This is a genomic window from Geomicrobium sp. JCM 19039 (assembly GCF_000698145.1).
In the GTDB taxonomy this organism is placed as follows: Bacteria; Bacillota; Bacilli; order Bacillales; family Marinococcaceae; genus Geomicrobium_A.
Map to the genome: position 1 here is coordinate 172,474 of NZ_BAXB01000005.1, position 16,291 is coordinate 188,764.

The 16,291-nt window shown below is 45.8% G+C and carries 17 protein-coding genes and 3 pseudogenes; 18 read left to right on the forward strand and 2 right to left on the reverse strand.

Annotated elements, in window-relative coordinates; genetic code table 11:
* Window positions 1-83 precede the first annotated feature (83 nt).
* The gene (locus tag JCM19039_RS27220; RefSeq protein ID WP_307190195.1) at window positions 84-350 is read left to right on the forward strand and encodes a CNNM domain-containing protein; all 267 of its coding nucleotides are present in this window, start codon (window positions 84-86) and stop codon (window positions 348-350) included.
* Between the two features lie 5 nt (window positions 351-355).
* Window positions 356-1,372 carry a hemolysin family protein gene (locus tag JCM19039_RS07495; RefSeq protein ID WP_307190196.1) on the forward strand — a complete coding sequence of 339 codons (1,017 nt, stop codon included), beginning with the start codon at window positions 356-358 and terminating at the stop codon, window positions 1,370-1,372.
* Window positions 1,373-1,413: 41 nt separating this feature from the next.
* Here the strand turns inward: JCM19039_RS07495 and JCM19039_RS07500 are convergent, their stop codons facing one another.
* Entirely contained in the window at window positions 1,414-2,670 is a 1,257-nt protein-coding gene (locus tag JCM19039_RS07500; RefSeq protein WP_042425563.1) for an oleate hydratase, read from the reverse strand.
* 175 nt (window positions 2,671-2,845) lie between these two features.
* Here JCM19039_RS07500 and JCM19039_RS07505 point away from each other — a divergent pair, with 175 nt between their 5' ends.
* The 10 genes and pseudogenes from JCM19039_RS07505 to JCM19039_RS07550 all read left to right on the forward strand — a co-directional run bounded on the left by JCM19039_RS07505 (window position 2,846) and on the right by JCM19039_RS07550 (window position 9,850).
* Entirely contained in the window at window positions 2,846-3,505 is a 660-nt protein-coding gene (locus tag JCM19039_RS07505) for an MOSC domain-containing protein (protein ID WP_042425566.1), read from the forward strand.
* A gap of 5 nt (window positions 3,506-3,510) precedes the next feature.
* Window positions 3,511-4,047, forward strand: a complete 537-nt coding sequence (locus tag JCM19039_RS07510; protein ID WP_042425570.1) for a GNAT family N-acetyltransferase — start codon at window positions 3,511-3,513, stop codon at window positions 4,045-4,047.
* A 48-nt stretch (window positions 4,048-4,095) separates the two neighbouring features.
* A complete protein-coding gene (locus JCM19039_RS07515) occupies window positions 4,096-4,878 on the forward strand; it encodes a DUF2268 domain-containing putative Zn-dependent protease (RefSeq protein WP_042425573.1) in 783 nt (260 codons plus the stop codon).
* Between the two features lies 1 nt (window position 4,879).
* Window positions 4,880-6,058 (forward strand): thiolase family protein, encoded by a 1,179-nt coding sequence (locus JCM19039_RS07520; RefSeq protein WP_042425576.1) that lies wholly within the window; start codon window positions 4,880-4,882, stop codon window positions 6,056-6,058.
* 55 nt (window positions 6,059-6,113) lie between these two features.
* A pseudogene (locus tag JCM19039_RS26885) lies at window positions 6,114-7,186 on the forward strand (CaiB/BaiF CoA transferase family protein).
* Entirely contained in the window at window positions 7,187-7,705 is a 519-nt protein-coding gene (locus JCM19039_RS07530) for a hypothetical protein (RefSeq protein ID WP_042425579.1), read from the forward strand. It abuts the pseudogene before it with no gap.
* Between the two features lie 41 nt (window positions 7,706-7,746).
* Complete coding sequence (locus JCM19039_RS07535; protein ID WP_042425581.1) at window positions 7,747-8,304, forward strand: YdcF family protein; 558 nt, start codon at window positions 7,747-7,749, stop codon at window positions 8,302-8,304.
* Window positions 8,305-8,319: 15 nt separating this feature from the next.
* The gene (locus JCM19039_RS07540; RefSeq protein ID WP_042425583.1) at window positions 8,320-8,793 is read left to right on the forward strand and encodes a DinB family protein; all 474 of its coding nucleotides are present in this window, start codon (window positions 8,320-8,322) and stop codon (window positions 8,791-8,793) included.
* Between the two features lie 14 nt (window positions 8,794-8,807).
* Window positions 8,808-9,353, forward strand: coding sequence for a GNAT family N-acetyltransferase (locus JCM19039_RS07545; RefSeq protein WP_042425585.1), 546 nt, complete (start codon window positions 8,808-8,810; stop codon window positions 9,351-9,353).
* 275 nt (window positions 9,354-9,628) lie between these two features.
* The gene (locus JCM19039_RS07550) at window positions 9,629-9,850 is read left to right on the forward strand and encodes a hypothetical protein (RefSeq protein WP_152550128.1); all 222 of its coding nucleotides are present in this window, start codon (window positions 9,629-9,631) and stop codon (window positions 9,848-9,850) included.
* 91 nt (window positions 9,851-9,941) lie between these two features.
* On the opposite strand, the gene JCM19039_RS21775 is transcribed toward JCM19039_RS07550, so the two are convergent.
* Window positions 9,942-10,286, reverse strand: a complete 345-nt coding sequence (locus JCM19039_RS21775; protein WP_052398599.1) for a YolD-like family protein — start codon at window positions 10,284-10,286, stop codon at window positions 9,942-9,944.
* A gap of 159 nt (window positions 10,287-10,445) precedes the next feature.
* On the opposite strand from JCM19039_RS21775, the pseudogene JCM19039_RS07560 reads away from it, so the two are divergent.
* The 6 genes and pseudogenes from JCM19039_RS07560 (at window position 10,446) to JCM19039_RS25335 (ending at window position 15,525) form a co-directional block, all read left to right on the forward strand.
* Window positions 10,446-11,212 (forward strand): annotated as a pseudogene (locus JCM19039_RS07560) (3-hydroxyacyl-CoA dehydrogenase).
* Window positions 11,213-11,267: 55 nt separating this feature from the next.
* Window positions 11,268-12,874 (forward strand): annotated as a pseudogene (locus JCM19039_RS07565) (long-chain fatty acid--CoA ligase).
* A gap of 218 nt (window positions 12,875-13,092) precedes the next feature.
* Window positions 13,093-13,236: a hypothetical protein gene (locus JCM19039_RS24295; protein WP_193744171.1), complete on the forward strand. Its 144-nt coding sequence runs from the start codon at window positions 13,093-13,095 to the stop codon at window positions 13,234-13,236.
* A 218-nt stretch (window positions 13,237-13,454) separates the two neighbouring features.
* Window positions 13,455-13,643, forward strand: a complete 189-nt coding sequence (locus JCM19039_RS07570; protein ID WP_042401631.1) for a hypothetical protein — start codon at window positions 13,455-13,457, stop codon at window positions 13,641-13,643.
* 276 nt (window positions 13,644-13,919) lie between these two features.
* Entirely contained in the window at window positions 13,920-14,723 is an 804-nt protein-coding gene (locus JCM19039_RS25330) for an ATP-binding cassette domain-containing protein (protein ID WP_238544964.1), read from the forward strand.
* Between the two features lie 7 nt (window positions 14,724-14,730).
* Complete coding sequence (locus JCM19039_RS25335) at window positions 14,731-15,525, forward strand: ATP-binding cassette domain-containing protein (protein WP_238544969.1); 795 nt, start codon at window positions 14,731-14,733, stop codon at window positions 15,523-15,525.
* The last annotated feature ends 766 nt before the right edge of the window (window positions 15,526-16,291 follow it).

A 16,291-nucleotide genomic window follows, 5' to 3' on the forward strand; every position in this document is an offset into this window, starting at 1 on the left:
ATTACGTGTAGTATGCACGAATTATCGAGAGGTATGCGATGCTAAGCATAAGAGCTTTAACTACGTTATAATAAGAACAAGAAATGGAAATTGTATACACAAACGTTTATATCTTGAGTGGAGGAAGTCTTGTGATTATCGCGATATTTTTGCTGTTTCTCGCATCCAGTTTTTTTTCCGGAAGCGAAACAGCTCTCACTGCTACGAACAAAATAAAATTGCAGTCAAAAGCTGCAAATGGGGACAAACGGTCGGCAAACTTATTGAAACTTGTCGAGAACTCTGAGGAGTTTATATCGGGTATTTTGATTGCGAACAACGTCCCTAATATCATTTTGCCTCACTCGTGACGATTGTGGCGCTAGAATATGGCATTAATGTAGGGATCGCAACTGCCGTTTTAACGGTATTGATCATCATCTTTGCGGAAGTGTTGCCAAAATCAATTGCAGCAGCGTATCCGGAGCGGGTCTCTCACATTGTGTATCCGTTTACGTATATCTTGCTCAAAGTATTAAAGCCGTTTACATACTTGTTGAACGTGTTTACACGTTTTGTTATTCGAGTGTTAGGTAGAGGGAATGAGGACGAAGCCACATTTTCCAAAGATGAAATGAGAGCGATGGTAGATATCGGTCATACGGAAGGAACGTTTGCTCCAGATGAAATGCAACGACTAAAAGGGATGTTGGACTTCACTAAACTGAATGTATCAGACATTTTAAAAACGCCTAGAATTGATATTCAAGCCATTCCGGTAGAGTACACGTTTGAACAAGCGAAAGATATTTTAAGCAATAACCAATACACGCGTTATCCAATCTATGAAGGTGACATTGATCACATTGTTGGCGTGTTTCATTCGAAATTTGCTCTTCAATGGATCACGGAGCCAGACCGCACCGTGCGCGAAGTATCTGATCTGAGTCCGCTTTACGTACATGAATTTCAAGCGGTAAATTCCGTATTCAAAAAGATGCTACAGGAAAAGAAACATTTTGCTGTCGTCCATGATGAATACGGGGGCACAGAAGGCATTGTTACTCATGAGGATCTCATCGAAGCGATGATCGGACAAGACATTGAAGATGAAACAGACACGTACGGTTCATTTATTGTGAAACAAACGGATCATGAGATCATTTGTGAGGGCAAGCTTACATTACACCGTTTAAATAACGTGTTCTCGACGAACATTCCAGAAGACGAGGATAACCTTGCTGGTTTCCTGTTGGCACAGTATGGCGGGTTGCCAGAAGTAGGAGAAGTCATCACATTTAACAATTTGACGTTTGAAATTCTGGAGGCGGATGAGAAGAAAATTAGCCAAGTTCGTATTACAAAACATGATGAAGAAGAGGAAATCGAATAGATGTGGCCCAACCCCCAATCTGGGGTTGGGCCACAGATTATTTATTTGATATGCATGGCCGCGCGAATTCCTGCACGTACCGCACCTTCCATAAAGTTCGGGAAGTCGGTCGCGGTTTCACTGCTCGCAAACAAAAAGCGTTTGTATGGTAGACGTAAATGTTCTACCGCATCCGTCTGCCCACCGAAATGGACGCTTGCTCCGTAGCCACCTCCACAATAGGAGTGGTCCACCCACACACTGTCAGTTGCATCCGTATAGTCATAGGCAACCGAACCAACACCAACAGCGAGTAAGCGGGTAGCTTCACGAATACGTTCTTTCCCGTCCATATTAGAAAAACGCTTCGCTTCATTTCCACCGATAAACATCGTTAATCGAGGTTGTCCATTTGCTTTACTTGATACAGAAACGGTAATGCCTTCAGGGTTTGTATACACTAGACCTGCCATCGGCTTTTCTGTATTTGTGGCCTGCAAATCGTTCCAAAATGGGTACTTAAATTGCCAAGTCACTTTTACGATCGCGCCGTTCGTGTAGCTAGATAATGCGTTGCGAAACTGAGACTCAACCTCTTCTGGATAATTTAGGGAGGTTGCCACAGCTGGGGGAAGTGCGACAATGACTGCAGGGGCAGTGTATTGCTCGTTTTTCGTATGAACGGTATACATCTTTTCTGAAATTCGGACGTGAGTGACCGGTGCTTCATAGATCAATCGATCTTCAAGTCGTTCGGCTAAGTAGGTAACGACGGCACCGAGTGGACCCGAAGCTTGGTGGGTAAGGTCGCTTTTTTCTGACGGGTAGCGGTTATTCGTATTAATAAGGGCGATAGAGCTCAATTGATTAGGTTCGATATTAATGAGTTCCGTTTGCACACTCCGAATAATGGAAAGGCTCGTATCATTCATGCCTGCATTCAAATACAATTGAGCAAGTGGAATATCGTCGGTTAAACGGGTGGCAAATAACTTGGACACATGATCCTCCGTTCGTTGATCCGCATCTTCTTTCGTTTCCGCATGAATCATCACTGCATCGTCAGCGACCGTCGTCTCCGCTAATGTCATGCCAGCTCGTTCAATGAGCTTGACCATTTCAGACATATCATCATTAACGAATTGCGGTCCCCGTTCAAACCATCCACTCTCTTTTTCTATAGAATCTACTTTGCCACCTGCTCGCTCCATCGCTTCAAGAACCGTTACGTGAACCCCATCTTCGATGAGCCGATTCGCAGCTGAAAGTCCAGTGAGCCCAGCTCCGATGATAATAACGTCGCTTTCGTTGTGTTTCATTTAATCACCTCAACATCCAATTTCTTTTACTTTACCCATTTTTTTACGTGAGCACACGAAGAATGTGTTACGCTGAACTTGGAACTTTCTAAACGGTTGCCACGTTCGGTTTATAGAGGAAATGCGAGACAACATGGGCAATCATTGCCCGCTTGTACTGTAAAGGAGAAACCTCATGCTACATCCAAGCATTCATACACTATCCATCGGCTTGCCGAAGGAAATGAATAGTCAGCTGGTGGATAAGTCAATTGTTACAGGAATTGAAAAGCAACCTGTAAAAGCTGTTGATTTGACATACGACGGCTTTGAAGGAGACGGTGTTGGCAATACGAAGAACCACGGGGGCAGAGATCGTGCCATTAGTTTTTATCCGTTTGAACATTATCAGATGTGGGAGAAAGAATTTGATCTTTCCTTAACGGCACCTGCGTTTGGTGAGAATATCACCGTTACGAACATGTTGGAGCGAGATGTTCATATTGGGGACATTTACAACATTGGCAGTGCGACTGTTCAGATTAGCCAAGGGCGAGTGCCGTGCAACACGATCGACCGAAAACTTAATGTGAATGGAGTGTTTGCCCGCTTTATTGAAACTCGCTACTCTGGCTTTTTTGCGAGGGTTTTGCATCCAGGGCTTATAAAAGAAGGAGATACCCTTGAGCTTATGGAGCGAACCGTCGATTCGCCGAGTGTTTGGGCGTGCAGTGATCTTTATTTTAAACGTGAAGATTTTGTGAAAATCCAATTAATGCTTGAACTCAAGGCACTTTCACATGAATGGAAAGAACGATATCGGAAAATTTTGATGAATTCACCTAAAGGGGGGTAGTGAGGATGTGTCAAAGTATTGATGAGTATCGTATCGTTACTGAGCGCTTAGTGTTACGGACGTTACGGATGACGGATGCCGAGCAGGTGGCGGCGCTTTGCAACAATAAAAATCTTTACGAATCCACACTTCACTTGCCTTTTCCTTATGCGGTTGCTGATGCAAAAGCTTGGATCGCTCACGAGACAAAGAATACGTATCGATGGGCGATCACAACAGAGGATTCAAAGAGAGTGATTAGCTCAATGTCACTTTCTGAAAACGAGCAACACGGTCACGGCGAAGTCGGTTATTGGTTGGGAGAACCGTATTGGGGGATGGGTTATGCGACCGAAGCGGCTTGTGCCGTGTTGGAGTGGGGGTTCCAATCCAAAGGTTTTCACCGGATATACGGGCGTCACATGACGTTCAACCCCGCTTCAGGTCGCGTATTAGAAAAGTGCGGAATGAATAAAGAAGGTGTGTTAAGAGAACACGTACATAAAGACGGAGCGTTTTTGGATCTTGTCTATTACGGCAAATTGGTATCGGAATCGGTGTGACCGATGGGTGTGATACATGGTTATCGCGACTTCATGAAGTCACCTCCAATGGATGAACATTCGTGGTTGGCATACATTTCGGATTATGAACAAGTGTTTGATCCCATATTTGAGCGGCTTTATCAGATTGTAGGAATTGAGGAGAAACGTGCGCTATTTGCATCCATTAATGCCAATGAGCTGATTCGAGATGCCCGGGCGGGTGTTTCGTGTGTAGATGAGCATGCCATTCGGTGTCGAGCACAAGACGCTGCTCGTTTCCTTCAGTTTGATGAAGATTTTGATGTGTATTTGCTCGTCGGCCTCGGTCATATTGACGGTTGTGCATTAAGAGCTGCTCGTCCGTTTCTTTATTTGGGTATTGAACGGCTTGTACATTCGGACCGATCTGTTCTCATCGCCCATGAAATGAATCACCTCGTTCGATTTTCCCGGCTGGATGAATATGGAAAACGCATGTGGACGGTTGGGCAGTTGGCGATTGCCGAGGGATTAGCTTTGCTCACCGCTCTTGAGTTGGATAGGGAGCCGATGACAGACGGGAATTTACAACATATGCTCTTTTGTAGTTCCGCTACGTGTGTACAAATGAACAAACATAAACGTGACATTATTCGAGAATTGGACCAACAATTTGATTTGCCGTTAACGAAGGAGCGAATGAACGCGTACTTTATGGCGCAACCGGATGCGGTCATTCCAAGGACCGGATACTTTTACGGAATGTGTATCATTCGAGCGCTTATTGACGCGGGGCATTCGATTCCCTCACTCACCAGTCAACCGACGGAAGAGATTCGAAGCCTTTACAAAACGTTAGGAGTTGAATGAGATGAGAGAAGCCGTCATCGTAGAAGCTGTGCGTACACCTGTTGGCAAGCGGAATGGACAGTTAAGTCAGGTGCGAGCCGATGAACTTGCAAGTATGGTCATTCGTGAAGTCGTAAAGCGTGCGCAGCTGGATCCACATCAGATTGAGGATGTAATCCTTGGTTGTGTAAGTCAAGTTGGTGAGCAGTCACAAAACATCGCGCGAACCGCATCTTTAATTGCAGGTTTACCTGTGGAAGTGCCAGGAACGACGATTGATCGGCAATGTGGTTCAAGTGAACAGGCCGTCCATTTTGCGGCTCAAGCGATTCAGAGTGGGGATATGGACGTTGTCATTGCTGGTGGAATCGAGAACATGTCAAGAGTGCCCCTCGGGTCAACGGTACAAGGAGTAAAACCGAGTCCGGAGTTATCAAAACGTTATGAACTTTTGCATCAAGGGTTGTCAGCGGACCGAATTGCTGACGAGTGGAAAATGACGCGGAAACAATTGGATGAATATGCCCTTGAAAGTCACTCCCGTGCGGTTCGAGCATTGCAAAACGGATATTTTGATCGCTCGGTTATGCCCGTCACTGTCACACAGGCAGACGGTCAACAACACATTGTCAACCGAGACGAAGGGCCACGAGAGGATACGAGCTTTGAAAAGCTTGCTGGGTTATCCCCTGCGTTTAACCCAGAAGGAAACGTTACTGCCGGCAACTCTAGTCAGATTAGTGACGGGGCTGGATCAATGCTCATCATGTCAAAAGAACGAGCGTTAGCGTTAGGGTTTACCCCGAGGTTTCGGATTGTAGCAAGAACGGTAGTCGGCTCTGATCCAACGCTCATGCTTACCGGTCCAATTCCAGCGACCGAAAAAGTGCTTGAAAAAGCACGGTTATCGATTGATCAAATCGATCATTTTGAGGTGAACGAAGCGTTTGCTTCTGTACCGCTTGCTTGGCTGGATGCTTTTCGTGTAGATCCGAGCAAAGTGAACCCGTTAGGTGGGGCAATTGCGCTTGGTCATCCTCTTGGCGCAAGTGGTATGCGTCTAATGATTACGATGATGGATGAGTTGGATCGGACTGGAGGACGTTACGGACTACAAACGATGTGCGAAGGAAACGGCATGGCGAACGCAACCATTATTGAAAGACTCGTTTCTAGTGGGGAGGATTCATCGTGGCGTTAAATGATTTGCGTGTATTGGATCTATCGAGCTACTACCTGGCCCTTATTGTTCGATGATGTTTGCTGATTTTGGAGCAGATGTGATTAAGATTGAGAGTATTGATGGAGACCCCGCTCGTCTCGACCCGCTCATCTCCGATGAGAAACAAGCAATGTTTCATAGTTTGAATCGGAACAAACGTAGCCTTTGCCTTGATCTAAAGTCACCGGAAGGCATCAGCCACTTTCTCAAACTCGTCAAAGAAGCGGACGTAGTTATTGAAAGCTTTCGTCCAGGTGTGATGGACCGTTTAGGCATTGGTTATGAAACCCTCAAGTCTGAAAATAAACGACTTGTCTATTGTGCAATTACTGGCTACGGGCAGTCTGGACCTGATCGAACGAAAGCCGGTCACGATGTGAATTTCATTAGTCGTGCGGGAATCTTACACCTATCTGGACATGCCGGTGAAAAGCCTGTCATTCCTCCTGCACAAATTGGGATATTGGAGGCGGGGGATTACTCGCCTTCTCCGGAATTATGATCGCCCTACATGAGCGAGATCGTACTGGCGTTGGCCAGTTTGTCGATATTTCCATGTTAGATGGCGTACTTTCCTGGATGCAAACGAGCTTGCCCCAGTTTCTTTCAAGTGGTGCGCAAGAAAGCCGAGGCGAGTTGCCATTAAGTGGAAGTCTCGCTTGTTATGAAACGTATGAAACAAAAGACAATCGCTGGTTCGCCGTCGGTGCGTTAGAACCTAAGTTTTGGCGTTTGTTCTGTGAACAAATAGACAGACCGGATCTCGTCAGTAGGCAAACGGGCGACGCTATCGTTCAGCGTGAAGTGAAACGAGAAGTGCAGCGAGAGTTCCACAAGCGCTCTTTTCAAGAATGGTCCGCGATTTTTGCTACTACGGATGCTTGTGTCACACCTGTGGCAACATTTGAAGAAATGACAAAAGATCCTCAAATCGTTCATCGGGAGATGATTCAGGACGATGCACATTCTCGGCGAACCATTGCCCAGCCGATACGATTATCCGAGACACCAGCCAGTAACCGAACGGGTGCACCTGCGCTCGGAGAACATACTGAACAGATTATTCAGCACGGTTGGGTTCATAGTAATGCGTCAATGAAGGAATAAGTGAGGAGGCTGAGAAGTGCGACATCGCGCGGGGAACGTCTGCTTGTTCATGCTATTGGCCGGATGTGGAACCCGTTCATCGGAATCAATAGAGCGTTGCCAAATGACCGTCCAGATAACTTTGATATTTCACTGTCATACGGCATTCATAGCGCCTCAGAAATCAATACGTACAACGATACGTATACGAAAGACTTAGTTGAAGATGACGTCACGACACAGATGGAGCTCACCGACGAAGAGCTGGATGTCATTTATGAAAAAATGAAAGAAGTCGATATCTTAAATAATCCAGAGTTAATCAATGAAGACCCTTGCACCATCCCTCATGCAGAAAATCATTTAACTGTAACGGTTGATGGCGTTGAGGTGCAGCGGGACTGGATTACGGCACAATGCGATGATCCTAAAGAAGCGGAACAGTTACTCGAAAGCTTTGTAAATACGATCCATCAAGATATCGTTGGAGAGCGAGAAGAGTACGAAGCGTTGCCTGATGCGTATGGAGGGTATCATTAAATGATGAGTATCGGTTTGTATACGGCAAAGGTTGATCGTGAATGATCCTACCTCAACTCATTGAACAGATGACAAACTTTATCTTCGTTGAAACGAAAGTGAGTCATGCAGATGTGATCCTTATTCCAGGTGCTGATCATCGTCAGTTGATGGAAACGGCAGCTTTGATTTACAAACGTGGATTGGCGCCATTCATCCTCCCTTCTGGTGGCTTCAATACTCGCTTACAGACGACCGAGTGGGAGTACTTGCGGCAGATCGGTCTCGCCTATGGTGTTCCCGATGCTCGTATCTTAAAAGAAGACCGAGCGACTCACACGCTTGACAATGCTCGTTTTTCTTATCAGGTTTTACAAAGAGAGCAAATCTCAGTGAAGGCCGTTCTCATTGTATGTAAGGCGTGTCATGCAAGAAGGGCGTTATGTTCGTACCAATCAGTGTTTCCAGCGGAAACGACCTTCTTCATCTCTCCGTGTGTGGACCGATTTGGCATTACGAGAGACAATTGGTTTCAGTCAGCGGTAGGTATTGAACGGACGATGGCAGAAGTGAGTAAGATCGAGAAGTATTTCGGGCTATCAATGGACAACTCACGTTAAGTTAAGGAGCGTACGATGGAAGAACACCAAGCACGAATTATCGCCCACCATACCGATGTCTTATCCGTTGTGACATCTTTGCAAAGGCTCGATGAGCATGAGTGGAGGACCCCCGTGAAGCTTGGCGGGTGGACGGTTGCTGAAGTTATTGCCCATTTTATTCCTTGGGACGACTTCGTTTTGCAAAAGCGTCTCCCTTATTTATTTTCGCAGCACCTACTTCCTAAAGGACCAGAGCGTGAAGGGATCAACAGCCGAGCAGCTGAACGTGGAAGATGTATCGCACAACGCGACATCATCGCCGACTTCACTAATATAAGGACAAATCTTTTACAGTCGATTCAATACATTCATGAAACAGACTGGAATCGCCCCATCTTCATTGGGGATACCGAACTGACCGTGTCCGCATATTTTATAGGGCTTGCGGAACATGATCGTCATCACCTAGAGGAAATACGAGCAGTCGTAAAATTGCCGAACAGATAGAGAGAAGGGATGGAATGATTACGTTACGACCGCACCAACTGGAAGACGCTGAACACGTATCGGCATTATCCTCACACGAGAAAATTAGCGGGGCACTAGGCCTCAGCAAAGCACAAACGTCGGTGGAGGGCACTCGTGCTTTCATCTCCTTCGTCAATGCAGAAGAGGCAAAGGGAAACATGTATTCAAGAGCGATCGTATTCGAAAACAAGATTGTCGGTGTGATTACACTGAAACAGGTGGATTTGAGCAAGCGTTCGTGCCACATCGGTACGTGGATCGGTTATCCGTATTGGGGGCAGGGAATTAACGCCGCAGCAAAAAAACAAATTCTTCAATTTGCCTTTGATGAGCTGAATCTCCAGCGTGTTTTCGCAGGAGCGAAAGCGGAAAATGTGCGCTCAATCAAGGCACAAGAAAAATTGCCGTACATTCGCACGAATGTGGAGCACCTTTTCCCTGAGAAGGTCGAGAGCATGGTGAACGAATACGGCACCGACTGCATTCTGAATGTAATTGAAGAGAGGTCGTTCTACCAATGGTTAAATCAAAATCGTTGAGTGTAATGAACGGAGATTTATGAACCTCAAAACGGTAAGAACATTCGAGTGTTATTAGGTGTAGTCACGGTGATGTTCGGTGTGTTGGCGATTGTTTTCGGACTTTCAATGATGGGTGCTGCTTATTCTGTTGAAGACCCAGTTTCTATCTTTTACCGCTTTTTTTAGCGATGGTAGGACTTCGTTTTTACTTTATACTCACAAGCGATATAACAAAGAAGATGCTTTGCATACGCGAAAAAATCAGCTTTAATCAAATCGACGGGTGTTAAGAGATGACGCGCGATGAAATGCGTCATAGAAAGGTGGCAGACATGGAAGCGAACAATATGAAACGCTACACGATGGCTGGGGGTGCAGCGGCAGTAATGGCCGTATGTACAGCAATCACTACCGAATGGCAGCTTGGTTCTGTGTTATGGCCAGCTACGCTGTCTGCTTTTATCGGGACTTTTGTGGCTAGGGTGCTCGTTTATCCACTCGTCCATAGTCGCTGAGCACTAAAAACGGTCGACTAACAGGCTGGTTCGTGTGCGGGGGCTATCCAATGGCACATGGCAGCGACGGCCCTTTGTCGTTGATTCACGCTTACGCACGTTCAACATTCATGACCACATCGAACTTCAGGTAGTGCACATCATCGTTTGTGCAAACGATGTGGAATTGCTTCTGGTCATGGCTGACGTAATGGCAGTAGCCTGTGAGTTCAAAGAATGATCCGTTCTTCCAGTATGTGAATAGCAGGGGCTCGTTATATTCCATCGCTTCTCTTAAGATGAGTTCAAATTCGAGCCAGCGTTGTTCATCGAGGATGGGCTTTTTCACCTTTGTTGTGTCCTGTTGATGGGTTAGCCAAGCTTCTCGGTGTTCAGGTAAAATCATTCGACTTGATTCCCAACGCATGTTTGAACCGGGAGTAAGTTTGTTTGCCATGTGGATCACCTCACAATGAGTATACACGAACATACGTTCTTTTATAAGTGGTAATTTTTTCTTTTAGCAGGAAAACAGCGAAATTCAGCGAAATGTAGCAATGAGAGAATCGATTCATTAGGAAAAAATGAAAAGGCTTACAACTTGGAGGATGTACAGATGAAAAGAGATGAAGTAAAAGCAGTCGTAACAGGTGGTGCCTCAGGATTAGGGGAAGCGACCGTTAGGCAATTTGTTCGGGATGGAGCGCACGTTGCCATCTTGGATGTGAACGAAGAGAGAGGAGAAAAGCTGGCGAGTGAGCTAGGTGAAAACGTGGAGTTTTACGTCACAGACGTCACAGATGAAGAGAGTGTGACGACCGCAATGGATCAAGCCGTTCGTGTGTTCGGTAAGGTGAATACCGTTGTAAACTGCGCAGGTATTGGATCTGCGGAAAAAACGACCGGAAAACGAGGAACGCATCGGCTGGAGTCTTTTAAAAAGGTGATTGAAATCAACCTTGTCGGTACGTTTAACGTCATTCGACTTGCAGCAGAACGAATGAAGGACAATGAGACCAATGAAGAAGGGGAACGAGGGTCATCATTAACACCGCATCGATCGCCGCATACGATGGGCAAATTGGACAAGCGGCATACAGTGCATCCAAAGGCGGCGTAGCGGGGATGACACTACCAATAAGTCGTGATTTGGCTTCATTAGGCATACGAGTTGTCACCATTGCTCCAGGGTTATTTGAAACGCCGTTGTTTGAAAGTTTACCAGAAGAAGCACGTAAGTCACTTGAAGAGATGACCCCATTCCCGTCAAGACTTGGTTACCCGTCTGAGTACGGGAAACTGGTCGCATCAATTGTCGATAACGTCATGTTAAATGGAGAAACGATTCGTCTCGACGGAGCGGTTCGTATGCCACCGAAATAAAAAAACAAACCGGTGTGGAGAGCGCTGCATCTAAACATGAAAGGGTTTGATTAAGGTGATGAACACGCCATTAACGATACCTCCAATGCTAGAAAGAGCAGAACGATACTTTCCAGACAAAGAGGTCATTTCCAGGACATTGGACAATGTACAGCGAATGTCGTATCGAGATATTGGCAGACGAACACGCGCGCTTTCAAGTGCCTTAAGCAATTAGGCGTTCAGCGCGGGGAACGGGTTGCAACGCTTGCATGGAATCACCATCGCCACCTTGAAGCGTACTTTGCCATTCCTGGTGTCGGAGCGGTAATTCATACGGTTAATTTTCGTCTGCCACCAGAGCACCTCTCATACGTAATGAATCATGCTGAAGATCGTGTCGTTCTCGTCGATGAAGATCTTTTACCGCTCATTGAGCGTGTGGCCGATCAACTAACGACGGTACGAGCGTTTATTATCATGACAGATAAACCGTCACTCCCTGAAACCTCTCTCTCACCGGTGTATTCATATGAAGATCTCGTTCAAGAAGGAGATAAGAACTTCTCATTTGTCGCAGATTTGGACGAAAATGAACCTGTCGCAATGTGCTACACGTCAGCGACAACAGGCAAGCCAAAAGGAGTGCTCTATTCGCACCGGGGCATTGTGTTGCATAGCCTCTCACTAGGGTTAACCGATTCAACAGCTATCTCTGAAAAGGATACGGCATTACCGGTTGTACCGATGTTTCATGTGAATGCATGGGGTATGCCGTTTGCGGCAACGTGGTTTGGAACAACACAAGTGCTTCCAGGCCCACAGTTCACCCCTGAGCTCATTGCACAATTTATCCAAGAAGAACAAGTAACGATTACGGCAGGGGTTCCGACCATTTGGATTGGTCTTTTACAAGTGTTAGAAAAAGGGTCGTATGACACGAGCAGTTTGCGTTGTGTGCTTTGTGGAGGATCTGCTGCACCAAAAGGGATGATCGAGCAGTTTGAAAATGTGTACGGCATTGACTTTTTGCACGCGTATGGGATGACGGAAACTGCACCGCTGGCAACCGTTTCTCAGTTGAAGAGTCATCAATTGAAAGATACGAAGGAAGAGCAATTGAACATTCGAGCCAAGCAAGGAATGGCGGTACCTCTCGTTGATCTGAAGGCCGTGAATGAGCATGGTGAGATTAAGTGGGACGGAAAAGAAATGGGAGAGCTACTCATTCGAGGTCCATGGATTGCCGACGCGTACCACAACGACGAGCGCTCCGAGGCAACGTTCAAAGGCGGATGGCTATACACCGGAGATGTTGTCACGATTGACCGAGAAGGATCGATTGCCATCGTTGACCGAACGAAAGACTTAATCAAAAGTGGTGGAGAATGGATTTCTTCCGTCGATTTAGAGAATGCACTTATGGCCCATCCTGGAGTGCTCGAAGCCGCTGTTGTCGCCGTGCCAGATGAAAAATGGCAGGAGCGACCGATGGCTTGTGTCGTTCGCAAAGAAGGTTCGGTCGTGACCGAAGAAGAGTTGCTCCAACATCTTGAGACACAATTTGTGAAATGGTGGGTACCTGATCAGGTGCTGTTTTTAGAAGCGCTTCCGAAAACTTCTGTTGGAAAGTTTCTAAAGCGAGCGCTTCGAGAACAAGTAAAAGATCACGCCCGCTCTTAATCCAACGATGGTCATCATTTGTGACCTTATGCGCACGCTTCATTTAGCAAAAGAGCACCACACCTATAGAAAACACAGAGAATGATTCCTTCGTAGCGAATGTAAACGTGTGGATTTCTGACTTTTATCATATGTTTCTGCCACCCTGCCTTTAGTATAATGACAGATAGCACAAGATCTAGAGTGTTTATTGGGGGGCAAAACTTTAAGTGGATCCGATGAAAAAGGAGCTTAAAAAAGTCCAACTAGAGATTGAAGACATAAAGAAAGATTTAAGCCGACTAAGAAGTGAAGCAGACGGAATAAAGACAGAAATGGCAAAACCTTACCGAACCGATTGGAGAGTGTACTCAAGCTATTGAGTGCACTTTTCTTTTATGATTTGTTACAAAATTGTAAGAAAATCGCAAGAAAGAACGGTTCGTTTCTAAGGGGAAGCGAGATACGATAGAAGCAGTACAATAAGGGAGGAAGAAAGGTTATGAATGCGATCTCTTTGCTGCTCGTTGCGTTCGTATTGCTCGTTATCTCATCCTTTTTCGTTTTTTCAAACCTTTAATTGAATGTAAGGAGAAGCACGATGCAACTTTTGAATGAATTCGGCCGATTCAACCTCTTTCTGCTACTCGGGGGAGGGCTCATCGTCTGGTTATATGTAGATTTCGAAAACCCGCTCGTTGTCGATATGATCATTCTTATTTTTTACGTACTCACTGTCGCTTTACATGCGACTCGGTTCGTACTACTCATTAAAAACAGACAGCGTTGACATTTTCGAAAACGTATGTGATGATTATCTCAATTCTAAGAAAGGTACAGGTACTGTTGCGAATGTGGAACTAATCTTATCAACTAACATAATCAGAATACGTTCAATGAGATTGAACATCATTTTGAAGATGTTTAGAGATGGGATTCGTCTGTCCATTCGTACTTACCTGCCTACACACACGCTCGTTCGGTGATGTTTATTTGTGCATGTGTGAATAAATAAGCAGTAGAACGATTTGCGGACTCTCTAAATGTCTTTAGAGGGGGTTTTTGCGTGCTATTACACGCTAGACAACTATCAAAAAATTATGAAGGACAAGAAGTATTCTCCGTTGATTCCCTTTATGTGTACGAAGGAGACCGCATCGGCGTCGTCGGTGACAACGGTGCAGGGAAGTCGACGTTACTCTCCATTTTGGCGGGGGAACTCAAAGAGGATTCAGGTACGGTTGAAAGATACGGGAATGCAGTCTATATCCCACAACTCAACGAGGGAGATGCCCAACCGGATGCACGGCTCGCCTCATTATGGAGAGTGCCAGAGGACGAGACAGAGATGAGTGGGGGTGAGCGCACGAGGAAAAAGATTGCGAGCGCATTCGGCCAAGAAGCTGACGTAATCATCGCCGATGAGCCGACGAGTCACTTGGACATACAAGGCATCGAAGGACTTGAGCGTACCCTCAAAATGCACCGGGGTGCGGTGCTACTCACTTCCCATGACAAGCAGTTGCTCAATGAGGTTTGTACGACCATTTGGGAGATTGAGAATCAGACCGTCACGATGTACGAAGGAAATTATGATGCGTATCAACAACAAAAACAAGCCGCTCGTGTTCGGCAATATAAAGATTATGAAACGTATGCGAAAGAAAAAAAAACGGCTGGAATCAGCGATCGAAAATGTTCAGCAAAAATCAGATCGTGTAAAAAAGGCGCCAAGCCGTATGGGGAATTCAGAAGCAAGGTTGCACAAGCGAAGTGCTCGAGCGACGAAGGCGAAGCTGAACCGGGCTGCAGAAACGATGCACTCCAGAATCGATCAGCTGGAAAAGAAAGAAAAGCCAAAGGAGCATGAGGCGATTATGTTTGATATTGCAGAATTTCCTAAGCTTCATAGTCGTTATGCGGTTCAATTTAACGATTGTGAGGTGAAAGTTGGCAACCGTTCGCTCAAATCACAAATATCTGGTGCCATCAAATCCGGTCGAAAACTTGCCATCACCGGCGCAAATGGCAGTGGAAAAACGACACTTCTTAATATGGTTGCACGTCGAGATTCGGCACTGACTGTTGCAGGTCCGGCAAAACTAGGCATCTTCTCGCAACAGCAAGAGAACTTAGATGAAAATGAGACCATTTTAGAAAATGTGACGGCAAAAAGCCCGTACAAGGAAACGTTCATTCGAAACGTGCTCGCGCGACTCGGTTTTAAGCGAGAAGATGTACACAAACCGATTGCAGTCCTTAGTGGTGGCGAGAGAGTTCGCGCGTCGCTCGCGACCGTCTTCTTGCATAATAACAATCTTCTGCTATTGGATGAGCCAACCAACTATTTGGACCTCACAACAAAAGAAGCACTTACGGAAGTGTTACGTTCATTTCCTGGTACGATCATCTTTGTTAGCCATGATCGTAGCTTCGTCGACGAGGTCGCTGACGATGAATTGTCGTTTGCCGACAATATGCCGACTGTCAGCACAATCTCACGAGACGAACAAACCGCTCGTCCTCATACAGACGAAGATCTTTTAGCGATTGAAATGCAAATTACGGAAACACTAAGTAAGCTCAGCGTCGCAGCAACTGAAGAAGAAAAAAAAGAGCTAGACGCCAAGTTTCAAGATCTTCTTAAAAGAAAACAACGCGCAGTGAAGTAAACGAAACAAAGTAGAGGCTCGTCGTGATGAGAGAAGCCAGTGGAGTAACAGCTAATCTTTAAAGGACATCCGGTACTAATATCTCATCTTTATGTTGTGGGGTGAGAAGGATTATATGGTTTTTTAGCGCCTGTAGATCTGGAATATATTGTAATTTGGGGATTTATATAGAATGAACTTAACATTTTCCTAATTTTCGATGTTGGGTTGGAGGGGAACGCGGTGTTGGGTGCCATTTTGCGCGCTAGTTTGCCTAGTTTAACGATTTTGGCGCTCATTCCGTTAAACTCCTGCGCAGTTTGTTCCAACTGGAGCGCAGATTCAATGCCCATAAGCGAGCACCCTTTCGGCCTGAGCACGGCCGAAGCCAAATGGGACTCGGTTCGGAGCGCGGATGTGCATATGACTTTTGATCTATTCCCGAGTTTGCTCATTCTGTTCCCTAGTATATGAGAAAATATCGCTTTTCCCCGACTTGAGAACAGTTCGGTCACAACTCGAGCACAGTTTCGATCTTAGCAAGCTCCTCATTGGTTCTTGAAGAGATTCTTAAGTTCATCCTATATAGATCACGTCCGAAACGATCTATATAGGATGAACTTAACATTTTCCTAGTTGCACAGTTTGTGGTTGTTTTCCAATGCAGGCGGATGCATACACTCCAGAGTATAAGGACAACATCGGTGGCCAAAAGACAGCCACCGTGTATTCTTTATACTCCACAGCACAAGGGCGACATCAGTTCACGTTTCTGCCTCCTGGCTAA

Coding starts and splice junctions, on each gene's coding strand:
- JCM19039_RS07500 (WP_042425563.1), bottom strand. CDS start 2,670: ATGAAACACAACGAAAGCGACGTTATTATCATCGGAGCTGGGCTCACT.
- JCM19039_RS27220 (WP_307190195.1), top strand. CDS start 84: ATGGAAATTGTATACACAAACGTTTATATCTTGAGTGGAGGAAGTCTT.
- JCM19039_RS07510 (WP_042425570.1), top strand. CDS start 3,511: ATGTGTCAAAGTATTGATGAGTATCGTATCGTTACTGAGCGCTTAGTG.
- JCM19039_RS24295 (WP_193744171.1), top strand. CDS start 13,093: ATGAAAAAGGAGCTTAAAAAAGTCCAACTAGAGATTGAAGACATAAAG.
- JCM19039_RS07550 (WP_152550128.1), top strand. CDS start 9,629: ATGACGCGCGATGAAATGCGTCATAGAAAGGTGGCAGACATGGAAGCG.
- JCM19039_RS07570 (WP_042401631.1), top strand. CDS start 13,455: ATGCAACTTTTGAATGAATTCGGCCGATTCAACCTCTTTCTGCTACTC.
- JCM19039_RS07535 (WP_042425581.1), top strand. CDS start 7,747: ATGATCCTACCTCAACTCATTGAACAGATGACAAACTTTATCTTCGTT.
- JCM19039_RS07520 (WP_042425576.1), top strand. CDS start 4,880: ATGAGAGAAGCCGTCATCGTAGAAGCTGTGCGTACACCTGTTGGCAAG.
- JCM19039_RS25335 (WP_238544969.1), top strand. CDS start 14,731: ATGTTTGATATTGCAGAATTTCCTAAGCTTCATAGTCGTTATGCGGTT.
- JCM19039_RS07540 (WP_042425583.1), top strand. CDS start 8,320: ATGGAAGAACACCAAGCACGAATTATCGCCCACCATACCGATGTCTTA.
- JCM19039_RS21775 (WP_052398599.1), bottom strand. CDS start 10,286: ATGGCAAACAAACTTACTCCCGGTTCAAACATGCGTTGGGAATCAAGT.
- JCM19039_RS07515 (WP_042425573.1), top strand. CDS start 4,096: ATGGATGAACATTCGTGGTTGGCATACATTTCGGATTATGAACAAGTG.
- JCM19039_RS07505 (WP_042425566.1), top strand. CDS start 2,846: ATGCTACATCCAAGCATTCATACACTATCCATCGGCTTGCCGAAGGAA.
- JCM19039_RS07545 (WP_042425585.1), top strand. CDS start 8,808: ATGATTACGTTACGACCGCACCAACTGGAAGACGCTGAACACGTATCG.